The organism is Brevibacillus sp. NRS-1366 (assembly GCF_050467985.1).
The window spans coordinates 16334-31183 of record NZ_JBITPN010000017.1; the positions used below are offsets into that span (position 1 = coordinate 16334).

Annotated in this window: 25 protein-coding genes and 1 pseudogene; 25 read left to right on the plus strand and 1 reads right to left on the minus strand. The window is 34.4% G+C overall.

All coding sequences use genetic code 11. The annotated features are described in order from the left end of the window. The first annotated feature begins 16 nt into the window (after nt 1-16). The 19 genes and pseudogenes from ACIFQN_RS08835 (at nt 17) to ACIFQN_RS08925 (ending at nt 10511) form a co-directional block, all read left to right on the plus strand. Nucleotides 17-367, plus strand: coding sequence for a LytTR family transcriptional regulator DNA-binding domain-containing protein (locus ACIFQN_RS08835; protein WP_429832649.1), 351 nt, complete (start codon nt 17-19; stop codon nt 365-367). Between the two features lie 146 nt (nt 368-513). Continuing rightward, nucleotides 514-1299, plus strand: coding sequence for a LytR/AlgR family response regulator transcription factor (locus ACIFQN_RS08840; protein ID WP_429832650.1), 786 nt, complete (start codon nt 514-516; stop codon nt 1297-1299). Nucleotides 1300-1405: 106 nt separating this feature from the next. Further along, on the plus strand, nt 1406-2254 hold the full coding sequence (locus ACIFQN_RS08845) for a sensor histidine kinase (protein WP_429832651.1): 849 nt from the start codon (nt 1406-1408) through the stop codon (nt 2252-2254). A 251-nt stretch (nt 2255-2505) separates the two neighbouring features. After that, complete coding sequence (locus ACIFQN_RS08850; RefSeq protein WP_429832652.1) at nt 2506-2898, plus strand: hypothetical protein; 393 nt, start codon at nt 2506-2508, stop codon at nt 2896-2898. A gap of 15 nt (nt 2899-2913) precedes the next feature. Next, nucleotides 2914-3282: a hypothetical protein gene (locus tag ACIFQN_RS08855; protein WP_429832653.1), complete on the plus strand. Its 369-nt coding sequence runs from the start codon at nt 2914-2916 to the stop codon at nt 3280-3282. 150 nt (nt 3283-3432) lie between these two features. Next, entirely contained in the window at nt 3433-3777 is a 345-nt protein-coding gene (locus ACIFQN_RS08860) for a hypothetical protein (RefSeq protein WP_429832654.1), read from the plus strand. Between the two features lie 30 nt (nt 3778-3807). Then, nucleotides 3808-4059, plus strand: a complete 252-nt coding sequence (locus tag ACIFQN_RS08865; RefSeq protein ID WP_429832655.1) for a hypothetical protein — start codon at nt 3808-3810, stop codon at nt 4057-4059. Nucleotides 4060-4096: 37 nt separating this feature from the next. Then, nucleotides 4097-4267, plus strand: coding sequence for a hypothetical protein (locus ACIFQN_RS08870; RefSeq protein ID WP_429832656.1), 171 nt, complete (start codon nt 4097-4099; stop codon nt 4265-4267). 30 nt (nt 4268-4297) lie between these two features. Continuing rightward, on the plus strand, nt 4298-4684 hold the full coding sequence (locus ACIFQN_RS08875) for a hypothetical protein (protein WP_429832657.1): 387 nt from the start codon (nt 4298-4300) through the stop codon (nt 4682-4684). A gap of 49 nt (nt 4685-4733) precedes the next feature. Then, entirely contained in the window at nt 4734-4985 is a 252-nt protein-coding gene (locus tag ACIFQN_RS08880; RefSeq protein WP_429832658.1) for a hypothetical protein, read from the plus strand. Next, nucleotides 4982-5137, plus strand: a complete 156-nt coding sequence (locus ACIFQN_RS08885) for a hypothetical protein (RefSeq protein ID WP_429832659.1) — start codon at nt 4982-4984, stop codon at nt 5135-5137. Before ACIFQN_RS08880 ends, ACIFQN_RS08885 begins: the two co-directional genes overlap by 4 nt. A gap of 35 nt (nt 5138-5172) precedes the next feature. Further along, the gene (locus ACIFQN_RS08890; protein WP_429832660.1) at nt 5173-5652 is read left to right on the plus strand and encodes a hypothetical protein; all 480 of its coding nucleotides are present in this window, start codon (nt 5173-5175) and stop codon (nt 5650-5652) included. Nucleotides 5653-5694: 42 nt separating this feature from the next. Then, nucleotides 5695-5943 (plus strand): hypothetical protein, encoded by a 249-nt coding sequence (locus ACIFQN_RS08895; protein WP_429832661.1) that lies wholly within the window; start codon nt 5695-5697, stop codon nt 5941-5943. Nucleotides 5944-5952: 9 nt separating this feature from the next. After that, nucleotides 5953-6225 (plus strand): hypothetical protein, encoded by a 273-nt coding sequence (locus ACIFQN_RS08900; protein WP_429832662.1) that lies wholly within the window; start codon nt 5953-5955, stop codon nt 6223-6225. Between the two features lie 569 nt (nt 6226-6794). Beyond that, entirely contained in the window at nt 6795-7469 is a 675-nt protein-coding gene (locus ACIFQN_RS08905; RefSeq protein WP_429832663.1) for a DUF5662 family protein, read from the plus strand. Between the two features lie 254 nt (nt 7470-7723). Continuing rightward, nucleotides 7724-7840: pseudogene (locus ACIFQN_RS08910) on the plus strand (RsfA family transcriptional regulator); the annotation flags it as partial. Nucleotides 7841-8077: 237 nt separating this feature from the next. After that, nucleotides 8078-8974 carry a hypothetical protein gene (locus tag ACIFQN_RS08915; protein ID WP_429832664.1) on the plus strand — a complete coding sequence of 299 codons (897 nt, stop codon included), beginning with the start codon at nt 8078-8080 and terminating at the stop codon, nt 8972-8974. Nucleotides 8975-9086: 112 nt separating this feature from the next. Beyond that, nucleotides 9087-9965, plus strand: coding sequence for a Rha family transcriptional regulator (locus tag ACIFQN_RS08920; RefSeq protein WP_429832665.1), 879 nt, complete (start codon nt 9087-9089; stop codon nt 9963-9965). Nucleotides 9966-10049: 84 nt separating this feature from the next. Further along, on the plus strand, nt 10050-10511 hold the full coding sequence (locus ACIFQN_RS08925) for a hypothetical protein (protein WP_429832666.1): 462 nt from the start codon (nt 10050-10052) through the stop codon (nt 10509-10511). Between the two features lie 97 nt (nt 10512-10608). On the opposite strand, the gene ACIFQN_RS08930 is transcribed toward ACIFQN_RS08925, so the two are convergent. After that, a complete protein-coding gene (locus ACIFQN_RS08930; RefSeq protein ID WP_429832667.1) occupies nt 10609-10887 on the minus strand; it encodes a hypothetical protein in 279 nt (92 codons plus the stop codon). Between the two features lie 110 nt (nt 10888-10997). Between ACIFQN_RS08930 and ACIFQN_RS08935 the strand changes: the two genes are divergently transcribed. The 6 genes from ACIFQN_RS08935 to ACIFQN_RS08960 all read left to right on the plus strand — a co-directional run bounded on the left by ACIFQN_RS08935 (nt 10998) and on the right by ACIFQN_RS08960 (nt 14825). After that, nucleotides 10998-11975, plus strand: a complete 978-nt coding sequence (locus tag ACIFQN_RS08935) for a helix-turn-helix domain-containing protein (RefSeq protein ID WP_429832668.1) — start codon at nt 10998-11000, stop codon at nt 11973-11975. A 114-nt stretch (nt 11976-12089) separates the two neighbouring features. Then, on the plus strand, nt 12090-12314 hold the full coding sequence (locus ACIFQN_RS08940) for a hypothetical protein (RefSeq protein ID WP_429832669.1): 225 nt from the start codon (nt 12090-12092) through the stop codon (nt 12312-12314). Between the two features lie 23 nt (nt 12315-12337). After that, on the plus strand, nt 12338-12865 hold the full coding sequence (locus ACIFQN_RS08945) for a hypothetical protein (RefSeq protein ID WP_429832670.1): 528 nt from the start codon (nt 12338-12340) through the stop codon (nt 12863-12865). Between the two features lie 53 nt (nt 12866-12918). After that, on the plus strand, nt 12919-13308 hold the full coding sequence (locus ACIFQN_RS08950; protein ID WP_429832671.1) for a hypothetical protein: 390 nt from the start codon (nt 12919-12921) through the stop codon (nt 13306-13308). A gap of 34 nt (nt 13309-13342) precedes the next feature. Beyond that, the gene (locus tag ACIFQN_RS08955; protein WP_429832672.1) at nt 13343-14014 is read left to right on the plus strand and encodes a hypothetical protein; all 672 of its coding nucleotides are present in this window, start codon (nt 13343-13345) and stop codon (nt 14012-14014) included. 298 nt (nt 14015-14312) lie between these two features. Next, complete coding sequence (locus tag ACIFQN_RS08960; RefSeq protein ID WP_429832673.1) at nt 14313-14825, plus strand: hypothetical protein; 513 nt, start codon at nt 14313-14315, stop codon at nt 14823-14825. Nucleotides 14826-14850: the final 25 nt, after the last annotated feature.

Sequence of the window (14850 nt, forward strand, 5' to 3'; positions counted from 1 at the left end):
AAACGTGGTGAGAACCATGAAAATTCCATTATTCCGTAAGGGATTTGAGGAAGAAGGAATTCATTGGATAGACATGACAGAAGAAGTCACTCACCTTTCTCACTCTAAAAATAAAATAGAAATTCACACTAAAGATGATGTTTACTATATGCTTACCTCACTAGAGGATTGGAGAAGGGTGCTCAAACAGTATGGCTTTGAAAAATTAGATGTAGGTAATATTGTAAACATGAAGAAAATTACAGTGTTTGATGAAAGCAAGCAGAAAGTATACTTTGAAGATCAGCCCGATAGCAATTCTAAGTATACTGATGTTGCGAGGGTACATATCTCCAAACTTAATCATATCCGGCGACGTAAAAAGTAACGTGAGGTTTTAATCACGTTACTTTTTTATTTGCAACCATACATATCTAATTTTGTCAAGAAAAATCGAAAATGTTCGAATTGTAAAGAAAGGAAATGTTTGGGGTGATATGATAAAAATACATCAAGAAGGGAGAGGATACGAACATGGAACTGAACATTTTAATAGTTGAAGACCAGTTTGAAATACGGAAACTCCTTGCTACCTATGTACGCCACCTTCCTTTTGTGAAGACAGTCTATACAGCAAAAAATTCGGACGAGATGTTTACAAAATTAAGTGAAGAAGAATCGATTAATGCACTCATTCTTGACCTAGATCTTGGAAAAGAATCCTTAGATGGGTTAACAGCTTACAACTTGTGTAGAGAATTTGGCTACGACTTACCTGCAATTGTGGTAACTGGTGAAAAACTTTTAGCTGCACATTCGTATACAATTGGTATCACTGATGTGGTAACAAAAGCAATTGACTTTAAAAGATTTAAAATGGCTCTTGAAAAGCTAAAAAGCTATTACCAATATAAAAGGTTTATAGACAATGATGGTTCATGTATACCCATCTGTGGAACCGAGTCTCATGTAACTTTTCCTTCAGAAATAATGTATGTAAGCTCTGAAAAGGGTAAGGTTAGTGTCCATACTACCGAGAGGAAAAAACCATATGCAACTGATCTAAGGCTTAACGTATATGCTTCATTACTAGAAGGATACAACTTTATATATGTTCACAGGTCTTTTCTTGTTAACTTAGATAAGGTTCAAGATGTCAGAGAAAACGAAATTATCATGATGAACGGAGACGTATTACCCATTAGTGAAGATAAGATTGGTTATGTGAGAAGAGTAACGGTCAATAAATTATCTATTAAAAAACACAGGAGTAGTCAAGGTGTATTTGGTAATCTAATGAGCTTTGTAAATAACCTATAATGAGGTGAATGTTATGAAGCACAAGATAAAAAAACTTCTGTGTAAATTTTTCGGATGGCTATCTGAATCACATGGGTACGATAAAAATAAAGAAAGATGAGGGCTAATGCGATTTATACCAAAAACTGTAGATAAAGTGTATTTGATGCTTCTTTATATTGTTGGTTTCTTAGAGTTTGTATTGATGATAAGAAGCATTATTAAAACTGAATTCAAGCTTGAATTAATTGAATCGATATGGAATTTGCATCTTTTAATGTTATTCCTCTTTATATTAATGGTGGTTTTGTTCTATAGATACCTAGTGCTTACAGTCGGTAAAACTGTAGGTAAAACTCAAGCGCTGTATGACAACACTAAAAATTTGCTTGAGACAATGGCGAATGAAACTTTGCTTAAATCGAACAGACATTTCAATGAAATTAATAACTTGTTGGCAAACGGTCAAGTTATAGAAACATCAAATTACCTAAGTAAACTTGTTGATTTAAATGAAAATCATGAAAGTTCTCTTAGTAGTGTAGCTAACCCTGCATTGGCATACTTATTAAGTTCAAAAGCACATGAGGCCAAAACTAAAGGAATAACAATTTCTTATGAAATCTCAAGTAAGGCCCAATTGAAGCATATGAATGTGAAAGATCTTATTGTCATATTGGGTAATTTATTAGATAACGCAATTCAAGCCTCAGTAGAAAATGACAGTGAAAGTATCAAAGTTACATGGTTACAGGAAAATAATCAGGAAGTATTGACAGTTGAAAATTATTCGAGAGCAGATATAAAAGATGCATTACCAAGATTATTTGAAGTAGGATACACAACCAAGAAGGATGGAGGTGGTGGAAATGGATTACCAATTGTAAAAAAGTTAATAACAAAGAACCATGGACAAATTCATGTTGTTACCGATAAAAAACTTGTTCGGTTTATAATAGTTATGAAAAGCCCTTAGCAAAGGGCTTTTTTTGATTTAGAGGAATCGTGAAAATGAATCCACCTTCGATTTAACGAGTACATAATGAATATTATTACATATCTTGTTACAATTTTTATGGAGAATACTTTGGTCGTTATTGACTAATGTTAGCATTTAAGGAATAATAAGAACAAGCGTTCTGTACAAGTAACTCATACTACAACAAAGAGAAGAGCGTTCCCCCATCCGACCAAAGACAGAAGGAACGCCCATAGGAGGTATCTTATATGACACCCATCATCATTTTAGATCAAACAGAAGTAAAAGTAAAATCACAAGTTTTTGGCAAAATTGTATTACAATTAGAATCTAGTGTGTATGTTGAGGAGATATGGTTCCAAATTGAAAATTTCTGTCTACATACCATGAGTGGTGAAATGTATGCTCCTAACGTGCATGATTGGGACATAAAATGGTACGGAGAAATTGAGGACAAATGGTATGGAACCCTAACATTAAATATATCTCATTCATTAGAGATAAATGAAGATGATGCCTTATATGCTGCAAACTGTGCCATCAGTGAACTAAATATAAACATACAAGAAATTCATACGAATATTGGATCTATGAAGGTTAATGATTTTTCGATTGAATGGGAGCATGTATATTCTGAGTGATTTGGAGGTTGAATCATGAAAACAGCATTTCAAGATGGCGAATTGGAGTTGCTTAGAGAATTTGTACTCTTGCCCATAGCATTATCGATTTTTGAGAGAGATAAGTCAGTTATCGAGGATTCAGAGCTAAAGATGAAGTTGCCATATGTTGCAGCAATCAATACTGCAATGGATAGAATAACAAGGCAATTAGGCAAGATGAAGCGAGAGATGCACCAAAAAGGGTTAAAAGTAGCTAGACAGAATAGAAGTGAAATAGGCATTGATTGTATCTTCTTATGTCTTGGATACTCTCAACAGTTTCGGATGCAATGGGATCTTGTCAAAGCTGAAACGCAAATACGAATGCAACAATATCTAAATGGAACAAACGACCACTCGTAAAAACGGGTGGTTCATTTAGTCTTATATTAAATAAAAATAAACAATAGACAAACTAAAAGTTATGTTGTATTCTGAATACAGACGAGCAAGAGTGAACGGAACTGGAATACATAAAACAATGTGCATTTTATCGGGAAAGGAGGAGTTTGTATGATAACATTTTCAAGTTTAGAAGATGCAGTAAGTCAATTAGATGATAACCTTCAGATATGTGGTGCTTATCGCAAAAGTGCATATAGTGACATTCAATTTTTGAAATTAATTGTTTCTGGGAATAGTCTAACATGCACTGATGAATCTACTTCTGTTTTTGATCAGCAACATATAGGTAACATTAAAGATATTAAAGGCTACATGAATCAAAGAAAAAAATGTAATGACCCTAATGGAGAAATGATTGTGACAGTACGCCTAAACAATCATTATATGACTGGCTTTAAAGTGAATAACTTCATTTTGGGAGACGGAATGCTAATTTTAGACCTATGCTATTAAATGAAATTTTTATCGAAAAGGAGGAATTGCATGATAACCCATAATGGCAAAAAGTATTTAACAGAACGAAGAAGAGCAAGAAAAGATGAATTGATTGTAACATTGCTTCATCTTAACAGTGACTACCAAGAAGGATCTGTTTTCAGAGTTCATAAAGAAATTCCTGAATTAAATGAAGTTCTTGTTTATCCAGAGTGGTATGAAGATGGCATGAATTGTTTTGGGATATCTGTATTTTTAGATGTAGATGATTATGAAGTGATGGTTGAGATTACAGAATGAAAAGATACTTTTATCTAGAATTAATGGAGGTGTTTAAATGGAATTAAAGGAGGATATTAAGTCATTTCTTAAAGGGAAAGGAGTCAATCAGCCCAGCGAAGAAGTCGTCGACCATTTACATGAGTTCTTGAAAAAGCAGATTGATGAATCATCAGAAAGATTGGCTAATGTTCTGAGGGAACTGTTTGGAGACCAAGAAAGTAAATAATATCTGTCTTTGATTAGAATAGGAGGAGTTATGAATACATTTGCCACTGGAATATGCAAGCAAGAAATTATTGAAACATTGGAGCCGTACATTGGGATCGGTTTTGAGAAAGAATATAAAATTGAAACTGGGGAATCCACAGATATTTACTCAGAAGACTTTTATGATAATAAGATTCCAGCGTACTTTTACATAAGACACAAGAAAGTGGAAATTGATAAAGTTCAAATTGAGAAGTATTTCGATATTACATGGAAGCACAACTGTTACAACACTTGTATTAGAAATGGAGTACCATGCGAAAAACTATCGAAAGTACCCCAAGGTGCCACAAACTTAACGGAGCGCAATTCTTGGACATGTCAATTTGGATGGGAAGTTGGTCGTGGTGATTGTTGTAGATATGAAGCTGAATAAGCAAATTTTCGATTCTGGATAAAAACTCTCTTTGATTGGAAGTGAATGTATGATTACATCAGAAATTAAAGCGGAACTTGATAAAGCAATGGATCATTTAGACAATGCACTCTTAATGTTATCGGGCGATGACAAATATCTGTTGTTTCAAACTGTTTATGATTTGACTTACAATTTCAATCCAGATAAGGATACAGTCAAAGGTAAGATTAACGCCATTAATACTGCGTTACTGAATTTGATTATGGGTTACAAACCAGATCCAGCAGATGATAAAAGTTGGAGGGAACCTGAAGAGTGAGTTTAACTGAAGAAGAACGAAAACGGGCTGTAGAACTTGGTAAGACGTTAGGAGTTGAAGTTACGTTTGACAATGAGGAGTCAGGGATGTTCATCGGAGACAAGAAAGTGTCAGCGTTTGAAGACTTGTTCCCAGAACTGAAGACCGAATGATATATGTAATTTATAGAGGAAGGGAGAGTCATTATTTGAAAAAGTATTGGAGAGGCATTAGTATCAAAGACATTAAAGCGATTAGTGGAATTGGTGGTAACTTTGGTGAAGAAGCATATTCATATTTTACTGTGCAAATGAAAGATGAGAAGATAAACACTTTGTTCTTTGAAGATAGGAATGCTTACAAACACAGAAGAGAATTGAAGAGATTGTTTAATGAATATAATAATATATCAGAATGTTATTTGCTCGAAAATGATATCTTTATTCGTGTTGATGGGGAAGTCATCCCTTTTGGTTGTAGAGTTGAAGATAGTTTAAATGATTATATTTATAAAACATTAATTGAATTGGAGGAATTGAAGGCTCAGGGAAAAGTTAAAGATGAAGGGTGGAGACACATGGCATTCATCTGTCCTTTGGAAATTGAGAATGGAAAAGTGTTGAGAGGCAAGATTACCGACCAATGGAAACGTCAATTAGATGATATGGGTATTGAAGTAATACAATAAAATACGGATTTAATCTAAAATATTTTAAGAGGAGGTAATATAATGTCAAGGGTTGTAAAATTTATAGCAGAAAGCCAAGAACATATCGAGGGTTTAACAATCGGGAAACTCTATGCAGTGGAGGATAATGAGGACATTGTTGATCCTGAACTTGAAAAAGAATGCGGATGTGTCACAGTATGGGACGATGACGGACATCTGCATGAGATTTACAAGCCACTTTATGAATTTATTGAAGGCGTAAGTTGGTTTAGCGTGTTACCTAAAAAGCGGTATTTAGAAGTATTGTAGGGGGTCATCATGTACTACATATTTATGAGGAGTTATCCCGATAGTTACTTATATAAAGTCAGTAAATGGAATGACGAAGTGAAAGAAGCAATGGAACGCGGAACGTCTTATTTTGAAATAAAAATGGTATTCCAAAATCCTGAATACATAGCGGAGTATGTAGATAGCATTGAGGGAGTAATAGCTAATCTTGAGCTTGAACTAAATTATGGATGGTATGAAAATCAAAAGGAAAAAGAGAAGATAGAAAGATACATAGAAATATTGAAGGAATGCCGATAAAACACGAATTTGATTAGGAGAATACAAATTGAAAAAGTTTAATTTGGATTATTCAATTCCAATTCAAACTGACGAGAAGATTGAGATGATCAATAAAGAATATGGATTGGATTAAAAAACAACTGGGTGGCACATTGACAATTTACTTGATGAAGTAGAGAAACTAGTAGAAAAGTGCGGAAGTGAATGCGGTTGGTACGTTAATGATTCAATACGAGTAAAGGTTGAAGTTGAGTACATGCCAGAAGATAAATAATAAGTAAATTTGATAAGAAGAGATGAGTGAGGGAAGATGGTGGTTAATAGATCAATAAAAGGTAAAATAAACGGAATGAATAAACATGAAGTGAACATTGCAATACATTGCCTAAATGCACTGAGTACGACCAAAAATGAAATGATGTACGAAAATCATAAGAGCTTACTTAGAGTTTTGGGTTTTGGGTTGATTATTGAGGAGTCCTGCTATGCTAATCAGGCCCAATATGAACATTTACTACGCATTTTACTAAAAGAATTAGAACACAGAAGAATGGAAATAGACAGAGATAGACAGAGAGGGTGTTTGAATGAAATATACAAGTGAACACATTAGCGGTGTTCTAGATCATAAAATCCAAGTTGGTAATGAAATAAATAAATTCACTTCAGAACTGTTTAAACGTGCAGTTAAGCATGATTTTTCAAAGTTCAGTGATGAGGAAATGAATGTGTTTGAACAAGTCACTCCAAAACTTAAGGGTCTTACATATGGATCAAATGAGTATATGGCACAACTGGGACTAATTAAACCTGCGCTTGATCATCATTACGCAAATAATAGCCATCATCCTGAGTTCTATCCAAATGGACTAAAGGACATGAATCTCATGGATGTTGTAGAAATGCTTTGTGATTGGTTAGCTGCCGCGAAGCAACATGATGATGGTAACATTTTTAAGAGCATTAAGGTAAATCAGAATCGCTTTGGATACTCTGACGAGCTTAAAAAACTGCTTACCAACACAGTAAGGTCAATGCATAAGTATTGTATCGAATGGGGCTGCTGCGATGGTAGAGAAGGCGGTTATATAGGAAATACGGTTGAAGAAATACATAAGCAAATTGATAAAGACATTTCATTAGGTGATGCTGAGAAAGATGACTTGAAGTATGGGTTCTTTAGAGAATTTAAGGGTGCTAACTATACGACAAAAAATGTATGTTGGGATAATGCGTTTGATGTGTATTGGACAAGAAACTAGATAAAATGGCAATTTGATCAGGAAAGAGAGGTTATAGGTAAATGGAAAAAAAGTTGAACAAAGGTGACACGGTTGTCATGCATACATGTGGAGAAGCAGAACATCACAATGGGAAGATATGGACTGTTTCATCAGATGAGTGGATGCTGTGTCAAGAACCCGTTGTTATGTTAGAAGGATTTAGTGGTGCTTTTTTAACGAAATACCTTCAATTTGTGGATTTATGTGATTATGATAAAACAATTGAAGAGCATAAGGAATTGATTCAAATCATGGATAGCGCAAGGAAGTTAGCTATTTTACACGCAGAAGATGAGAGACCGAGATTTCGAATGGATGCTGAAGGTAATCTAACACGGATTGCGGAGTAAAATAATTCAAAAATAATGGATGTGGTAATTTGTTTGAAGCGATTTCCTGTAAAAGATGCTCTGACTCAATCATGGTGAAACCTTGGACACACGAGTGGGATAAAGGACTGTGTTTTACATGTGAGGAAGCAATAGAAAATGGAGAATCTGTAGAATTGCTATAAAATAGTGACTTTATCATAAGTCAAGACTAACATTATTGGTACTTTTATCCTATTATCAAAGTGAGGTGATAAAATGACAGCATTCTACAAGAGTATGAATACCGACAGAGACGCAAACAGAAGAGAGAAGTGGAAAAGACATCGCGAACAAACAAGTGACTTTATCAGAGAAGTTACAGATCTGATTTCTCGCAAGGGGAGTATAGCAGTATTTGGCGCTGGGAATTGCGATGACTTGGAATTAGAACTAATGACATCAAACTATGATAAAGTGGTCTTAATTGATATTGATAAGGAAGCAGTAAAACAAGGGATTAGCTATCTTCCTGAAGTCGACAGACAGAAAATTGAAATCATTGAAACTGATTTAGTTAATATGAGCACTTTTCGTGAAGAGTTTTCGAAGAAGTTAGAAGAGAATCTTCCAAAGAAAAAATTATCTAAGTATCTAAGATCTATACAATTGAAGAACGAGGAGTTTCACGAAGCGTATAAAGGTGCGTTTGATGTCACAGTCATTGCTGCAATACAAACTCAGTTGTTTTATAACGAGGCTGTATTTATTCTCAGTGAGCGTGGTGGGTATTTGACTACTGATGAGATTAAAGATATTACACTTGATCTTGTATACGTGCGTGATCAAGTAATCCCATCTTTCATTTCGATGGTTTATGATTGCACAAAAGATGATGGATATATGATTCAATGGACAGATATCATTGAAATCAATCACAGTAACGTAGCGATGTTAGATGAAATAGAAAAACTGTACACTGGCAAAGATAGAATCAATTATGTAAATAAGATGTGCAACTCTTATGGTATTCCAGCAGGAGTTAATTCTTATAAACTCTTTTATAAGCGTATTAATAGTGAATATGGAAAATTCTTGATGAGATATTGGCGATGGCCTTTCGCAGACAATAAGCACTATTTCGTAGTTGGGTTGTATGGACAAAAGGGAGTATAAAACTCTCTTTTGATCAAATAAACAAAATTAATTACAATAGAAATTTTTATATATTTTTTAGGTGACAGCAATTAAAAGACGTGATTCATCGAAAAAAGCGAGGAGAGAAGAAATGATTAAAGAATTAACTGTGATTCAGGTAAATGGTCAATTATTTGTTGATAGCAGGGAAGTAGCAGATATGACTAATGTGAGACATTCGGATTTGCTCGAAAAAATCGATGTGTATGTCACACATTTAACCAACGGAAAATTCCGTTCGTCAGATTTCTTTATCGAAAGTTCGTATATGGACACTAAGGGTGAAACGAGACGTTGCTATCTCCTCACTCGCAAAGGTTGTGACATGGTTGCGAATAAAATGACTGGTGAAAAAGGAGTATTATTCACGGCTTCATATGTAACTAAGTTTGAAGAAATGGAAAGGGCATTAAATAAACCAATGTCGCAGTTAGAAATTATGCAGATGGCAATTAATCAACTTGTTGAACACGATCAAAGACTTTTAGAACACGATGGTAGAATTGGCACCCTTGAAGAAAGTGACAAGGTAATTAATCAAAAAGTTGAAGCTTTGAGAGATGGTTTTCAAAAGTACACAATTAGACCAGAAGATAAATCAGCATATGTAGTAGCAGACAAGCTAAAGCTGTATTCCAAAAATGGCTCACCGCATTTTAACTTTGTAGATGCAGTTGCTAAAAAGCTCGGGTTTTATAAAGGTGTTATCGGGGTTTGCGATTCTTTGATCAACGTTATTATGGATAATACACATAATGGGAACTCAGGAGTAGCTGTTTACTATACTGATAAGGCAATTGATCACATGAAAGAGTACTTGGATGCCCATTTTACTTTGAAAATTAATACATACAAAAGGGATTCTGGTGACAATAAAAAAGGTGACCCAAAAGAATATGTATTTAGTTTATTCAATAAAAATTGGGGGTTTCATAAAAAGACATATATTCATTACGACCAAATGAAATAATTCATTTATTAAAATAGTTGTTATTTACAAAAATATCTAACGTGAGTAAAATTAGAAAGAATTGACGTTAGAGGAGCATTTATTATGAGGGTAATGGTATTAATAAAGAGAAATGAACATGCAAAGTTACTTACAGCGATCAATCAGTTTTATAAGCCACAGAATAATGACACTAAACCAGAGATTAAGTTAATTGCCCAGCAATTACAAGACGGAATTAGGCTGGTGAAAGATATTAAAATGAGCAGCCAAAAGATTAGATTTATAGTTAGTGCTATTCAATATGTTTATAAGATGCCATTTGGCGAATTCATAAAAGAACGTACAATTACAGAGGAAATAAAATTTGGATCTCTTTCTGAAGAGAACGGTACCAATACTAGTTTGATTATCAATAACACCAATCAAATTTGGGAAGCTACATATTGTAACTTTGAGACAGGGCAAGAAGTAGTTATGAATTACAATTGCGAGCCTAGAACTCAATATCTAAAATCGGAATGTAAGAAATATGGTGTTGATCTGTGTATTGTCAGGGTGAAGTAATACCCTAACAAAATAATAAATAAAAATATGTTGTAAAATGAAACTAAAATTGATACTATGATTGTAGAGGGAAAAAGACCTGAATGATACAATCAGGTCAACAACAATTAGAAATTATTACATAGCCATATTCAACATCCATTTCACCAAACTCATCAATAAACTCTCGCTCAATCCATTTGCATAACCCTTCTCTAACTGATAAAATACCATTGAATGTTTCGCCAGTGGCTGCTACCCAATCATGCAAGTCTGCAATACTTGCAATCTGATAACTAGGGTCAAGACTTTGGGCAAAAAGCTTGTCCTCCGTAAGTTGCCACTGGCACTTTTGGTCATCGACGTTGTAGCGACATATGTAGATTGAAACTGACACCAAAGCATCTCCTCTCAAAATGAACGTTAAACGTTCAGGCATCTTGTATAATGGTAATTTATCACATGAACGTTAAACGGTCAACAATGAAATGATAGGCGGTGTTTAGTATGGCAAAATTGAAGAGCAACCTTGGTGTCATCCTCAAAGAACGTGGTATATCAGCAGCACAGTTATCAACAGCAATTAGTCATAGGAGATCGACAATCAATGACCTTATTAACAAAGAGGATTTAGATAATAATCGTATTACAGGCTCATTGATTGCAAATATTTGTTCATACTTAAAAATCACTCCAAATGACTTGTTTGAAGTGGAAGAAACAGATGATTATTACAGAGCGGCCTTCCTTGCATTGAAGAACAAACTGTCAATGGCAAATATGGAAGTTTACTTTGGGATTTTATCGAAAAATGAAAAGGGGAGTATATACACTAACTTAACCCTTTATCAAGACGGTCATATAGGATTTTCATTAGAGAGTCAAAGCGATGAAGACGGCGAAGAGGATGAAGACAATGACAATATTACATATGATGACCCACATTTGATATTAATAGAAACACACCCAAATGACACGCAAAGATCGGATATTGAAGAGATGAAGCTTGAAGTCATAAAGAAACTTAGAGCTATGTCATTAAATTATACGGACACAAATGTGTATAGAGACAATATATTTATTTGTTCTTCTGAGAACTTGGGGTATTGGGTAAATAAACAAATAGCAAAAATAGAAGACAAGAGTACAATTAGAATTCTGAAGTGGGAGCATGATTTCAACCTTGAAGAACAAAAGGTTATAGATTGGTATGCTGATAATACAACCTTGACTGACAACAATCTTTACTTAAAAAAGGCTTTAGGTTCATTTAGAGATTTTGATGGAACGTTTTTCGAAAGCATGAACATTTTCATTTGTTTCCCCATAACAGAAGAGAATCTTCACGTATTAAGATCAATGAAAAAGTTATATAATTTTGTATATCATATTTTTATGAATGAAAAAGATGCTCACAATTTGATGGGTTCTGTTGATATAACTGACTATCTAAAGGACTATATAGCTTTGAACTTAGAAGAATAACTGATAGGCTGGTCTATCAGTTTTAGATTTATTAACTAAAATTATCATATTATATAAGTGTGTTTTTGGTCGAATAGAATAAAATTACGATTTCGTTGGAATTGAGGTGGAAGAATGAATGCCTTTGAGTATACAAGTTATGTGAGGATGTGTGCTGTTGAGCTGCGTAGTGAATTGAATGGAACTATACCTGTTTTGACCAGTGTAGTTGTTTTACCAAAAGATAAAATTAAAAATATGGAAGATTGGAATTACTATTATAGACATGTGTTTTGCCATCCAGATGATTACGGAAAAGAGTATGTAGAAGATTACGCATACCCACATAGAGAATTGTAAATAACTTACAAGGAGAAATGTAAATGGAGCAATTATTTAAATGTGAATATACAGGTAAAATCTTTGATAACGCTTTGGAATGTCAAGAGAGTGAATACATACATGGTGATGAGAACATGAAATTTATCGAACTTGTATATCAGTTTGTAGACATGATTGAAAAGAAATTTAAATTGACAGTTTGCCGTGAGTCCTTGAATATCTATGATAAACTTGAAAATTATATAAATGATCGTATGGTTCATTGGAGACATCTTGGTTTTACTTTCACTATTAACGGTAAAGAAAAGAAATACTACCGAGAAAGCGATCCAGTTGGTGATGGTAGATGGGATTGGCATATGAAGGATCTTAATGATATGGTTTACGATTTTGAGAAAGAATTTATTATGCCAAGACGCAAAAAATTTGAAGGATATTTAAAGTTTAATTATGATCCTAATCCATATTCAAGTTATCATTATTGGACTCTTAACGGTAAGAAGATTGATGATATCCTTACGGCTTTGAATCGAAGAGGAAAGAAAGTAAGAATTGAAGTAATTGATTAAAATTTAAGTTTCAATAATAGAAGGATTTTAAACAAAAATAGGAGGTAAATTATTTGAGTCATATGGAGTATAAAACCGTCATTCGCGTAGCCCTTCCAGAGCTTGAAGGCCTTGATCACAATCAGGCGCTTCCATTCTTTAAAGAAAAGGTAGGTGAACCCAAGCATCTTGATGAGTGGGATGGAGTTGTCGAATGGTTCACATATGATGATAAGCCGAATACGTATTGTCCAGTGGAGAGTCTTGAAGGCAAGTATAAATGGGGAATCGATTATGTTCTGATGCACAGTGATGGATATGACTACAATACATTAGATATCTCACTGTCTGAACTTGAAAGGTATATTGATTTGCTGGTTCAGAAGTTCAGTGTGAAAAAAGAGGATTGTAGGTTACTTAGTTACTCATGGTATAACGGCGGAGATGAGCCAATTAGATTTTAAATTAAAAAACATAAAAATATGAGGAGAGATGTAGTTGGCGACTAAAGTCGAATTTCAAACGTGGTCTGGTGGAAGTGGTATGGGAGATCCTTGTCACTTGATTGGAATAGTTGAGGAATCTCCAATTGATGTATTGAAAACAGTTTACATGACTCACAGCATTTATTACTTTCGGGATTTATACAGGCCAGTTGATTACAGTTTTCCAAATAACGTGGAAGGCCTAAAAATCACAGAGACTGATGAACATCCAAACATGGCAATTGATGAGATGCTTGAAAAGTCAAAAGAGGGTTTGACTAGAAACACAAGGAATGAAAAAGTATTCAATCAGGCATTGGATGCTGCACGAAAATGGCACATTTCAAACTTAGAAGAGAACGTCCAAAAGACTCACCTGTACTCCTTTGAAGATATTGCACAATGGAAAGAGACCATATACAAAAGACAAAAGCAATTAGACGAAGTGGCTCATGTGACATTAGGCGCACCAATTCCACTGAGAGATGTGCCCGATGCCACACAAGTGAATTGGGAGCATGAAGCAAAAGTATGGAAGCAAAGATGTGAATCATTGCAGAATAGCCGAAATGAAATGTGGGAGGAGCGAGATAGACTGCGTGAGCAATTGAGGATTATTAAAGAATGGGCTAATCCTTATATGCCGAAAGAGACGTTTGATTACAAAAAATCAAAGAGTGAGTAAAAGGGAGGAAAAATAAATAGATTGCATTTACGTTATACACAAAGACGGTAAGCGTTGGGATATGAAAGGACGAAAGATTGCTTATCTGAAAGTCGGAGCTGCCAAAGGTGTTATTACTTCAGAGTGCAACGATTACGCAAATGACAAAGTGTTTCATTTAGATTATTGTGCTCCACAAAGATCTGACGAGTATAAGGCAGCTTTCGATGAGGAATTTAGCAGGTTTGAAATAGTTGAGTATGTACCAAAAACCAGTTAAAAGGATGACTTTATCCAAAAAAAGAGAGGAGTAAAAATTATGATTCAATGCTTCAAGATTAAACATGGAACTAAATATGATAGGGCAGTAAAGAAATATATCGAACAAAGGCCGAAATGGGCAAATGTCATCAAGAGAATGGCTGAATTACTTGAGGAAGAAAAGCTGACTCAAATTGTATTGTCAGTGGACAAACTGTGGATCAATATTGAACAGTTAACCAAAGAAGACATTAAGAAGCTATTTAATAAAGATGGCAAGGTGAAGAGTAATTCAAATCGAGCGAAGGAACTAAACAAACAATATAAACAAATTATTGCAGATGAAGGATTATCGGATTTTCAAGATGTAAGGTTGATTAACTTTTGCTATGGGGTTATGAGATTACAAGGTCAAAAACTAGAGAGCTTTTTCACAAGTGAAGGAGGAATTTACTTTAAGGCTGATTTTGACCTTGAAAATCGTTCTAATGGAATGGTCGCACCTATTTCAGAGATCGAGTACGAGGAGAAATACTTAGAAGAATTGAAGAAAGAAAAGGGTGACAAATGATAAGTACAATGTAAATTTGGGGAGG

What these genes read in the sequence shown, in the direction of transcription:
- ACIFQN_RS08840 (WP_429832650.1), top strand. Translation starts at nt 514, where the DNA reads ATGGAACTGAACATTTTAATAGTTGAAGACCAGTTTGAAATACGGAAA.
- ACIFQN_RS08905 (WP_429832663.1), top strand. Translation starts at nt 6,795, where the DNA reads ATGAAATATACAAGTGAACACATTAGCGGTGTTCTAGATCATAAAATC.
- ACIFQN_RS08860 (WP_429832654.1), top strand. Translation starts at nt 3,433, where the DNA reads ATGATAACATTTTCAAGTTTAGAAGATGCAGTAAGTCAATTAGATGAT.
- ACIFQN_RS08865 (WP_429832655.1), top strand. Translation starts at nt 3,808, where the DNA reads ATGATAACCCATAATGGCAAAAAGTATTTAACAGAACGAAGAAGAGCA.
- ACIFQN_RS08900 (WP_429832662.1), top strand. Translation starts at nt 5,953, where the DNA reads ATGTACTACATATTTATGAGGAGTTATCCCGATAGTTACTTATATAAA.
- ACIFQN_RS08845 (WP_429832651.1), top strand. Translation starts at nt 1,406, where the DNA reads ATGCGATTTATACCAAAAACTGTAGATAAAGTGTATTTGATGCTTCTT.
- ACIFQN_RS08915 (WP_429832664.1), top strand. Translation starts at nt 8,078, where the DNA reads ATGACAGCATTCTACAAGAGTATGAATACCGACAGAGACGCAAACAGA.
- ACIFQN_RS08850 (WP_429832652.1), top strand. Translation starts at nt 2,506, where the DNA reads ATGACACCCATCATCATTTTAGATCAAACAGAAGTAAAAGTAAAATCA.
- ACIFQN_RS08875 (WP_429832657.1), top strand. Translation starts at nt 4,298, where the DNA reads ATGAATACATTTGCCACTGGAATATGCAAGCAAGAAATTATTGAAACA.
- ACIFQN_RS08880 (WP_429832658.1), top strand. Translation starts at nt 4,734, where the DNA reads ATGATTACATCAGAAATTAAAGCGGAACTTGATAAAGCAATGGATCAT.
- ACIFQN_RS08895 (WP_429832661.1), top strand. Translation starts at nt 5,695, where the DNA reads ATGTCAAGGGTTGTAAAATTTATAGCAGAAAGCCAAGAACATATCGAG.
- ACIFQN_RS08940 (WP_429832669.1), top strand. Translation starts at nt 12,090, where the DNA reads ATGAATGCCTTTGAGTATACAAGTTATGTGAGGATGTGTGCTGTTGAG.
- ACIFQN_RS08855 (WP_429832653.1), top strand. Translation starts at nt 2,914, where the DNA reads ATGAAAACAGCATTTCAAGATGGCGAATTGGAGTTGCTTAGAGAATTT.
- ACIFQN_RS08870 (WP_429832656.1), top strand. Translation starts at nt 4,097, where the DNA reads ATGGAATTAAAGGAGGATATTAAGTCATTTCTTAAAGGGAAAGGAGTC.
- ACIFQN_RS08935 (WP_429832668.1), top strand. Translation starts at nt 10,998, where the DNA reads ATGGCAAAATTGAAGAGCAACCTTGGTGTCATCCTCAAAGAACGTGGT.
- ACIFQN_RS08960 (WP_429832673.1), top strand. Translation starts at nt 14,313, where the DNA reads ATGATTCAATGCTTCAAGATTAAACATGGAACTAAATATGATAGGGCA.
- ACIFQN_RS08945 (WP_429832670.1), top strand. Translation starts at nt 12,338, where the DNA reads ATGGAGCAATTATTTAAATGTGAATATACAGGTAAAATCTTTGATAAC.
- ACIFQN_RS08920 (WP_429832665.1), top strand. Translation starts at nt 9,087, where the DNA reads ATGATTAAAGAATTAACTGTGATTCAGGTAAATGGTCAATTATTTGTT.
- ACIFQN_RS08835 (WP_429832649.1), top strand. Translation starts at nt 17, where the DNA reads ATGAAAATTCCATTATTCCGTAAGGGATTTGAGGAAGAAGGAATTCAT.
- ACIFQN_RS08925 (WP_429832666.1), top strand. Translation starts at nt 10,050, where the DNA reads ATGAGGGTAATGGTATTAATAAAGAGAAATGAACATGCAAAGTTACTT.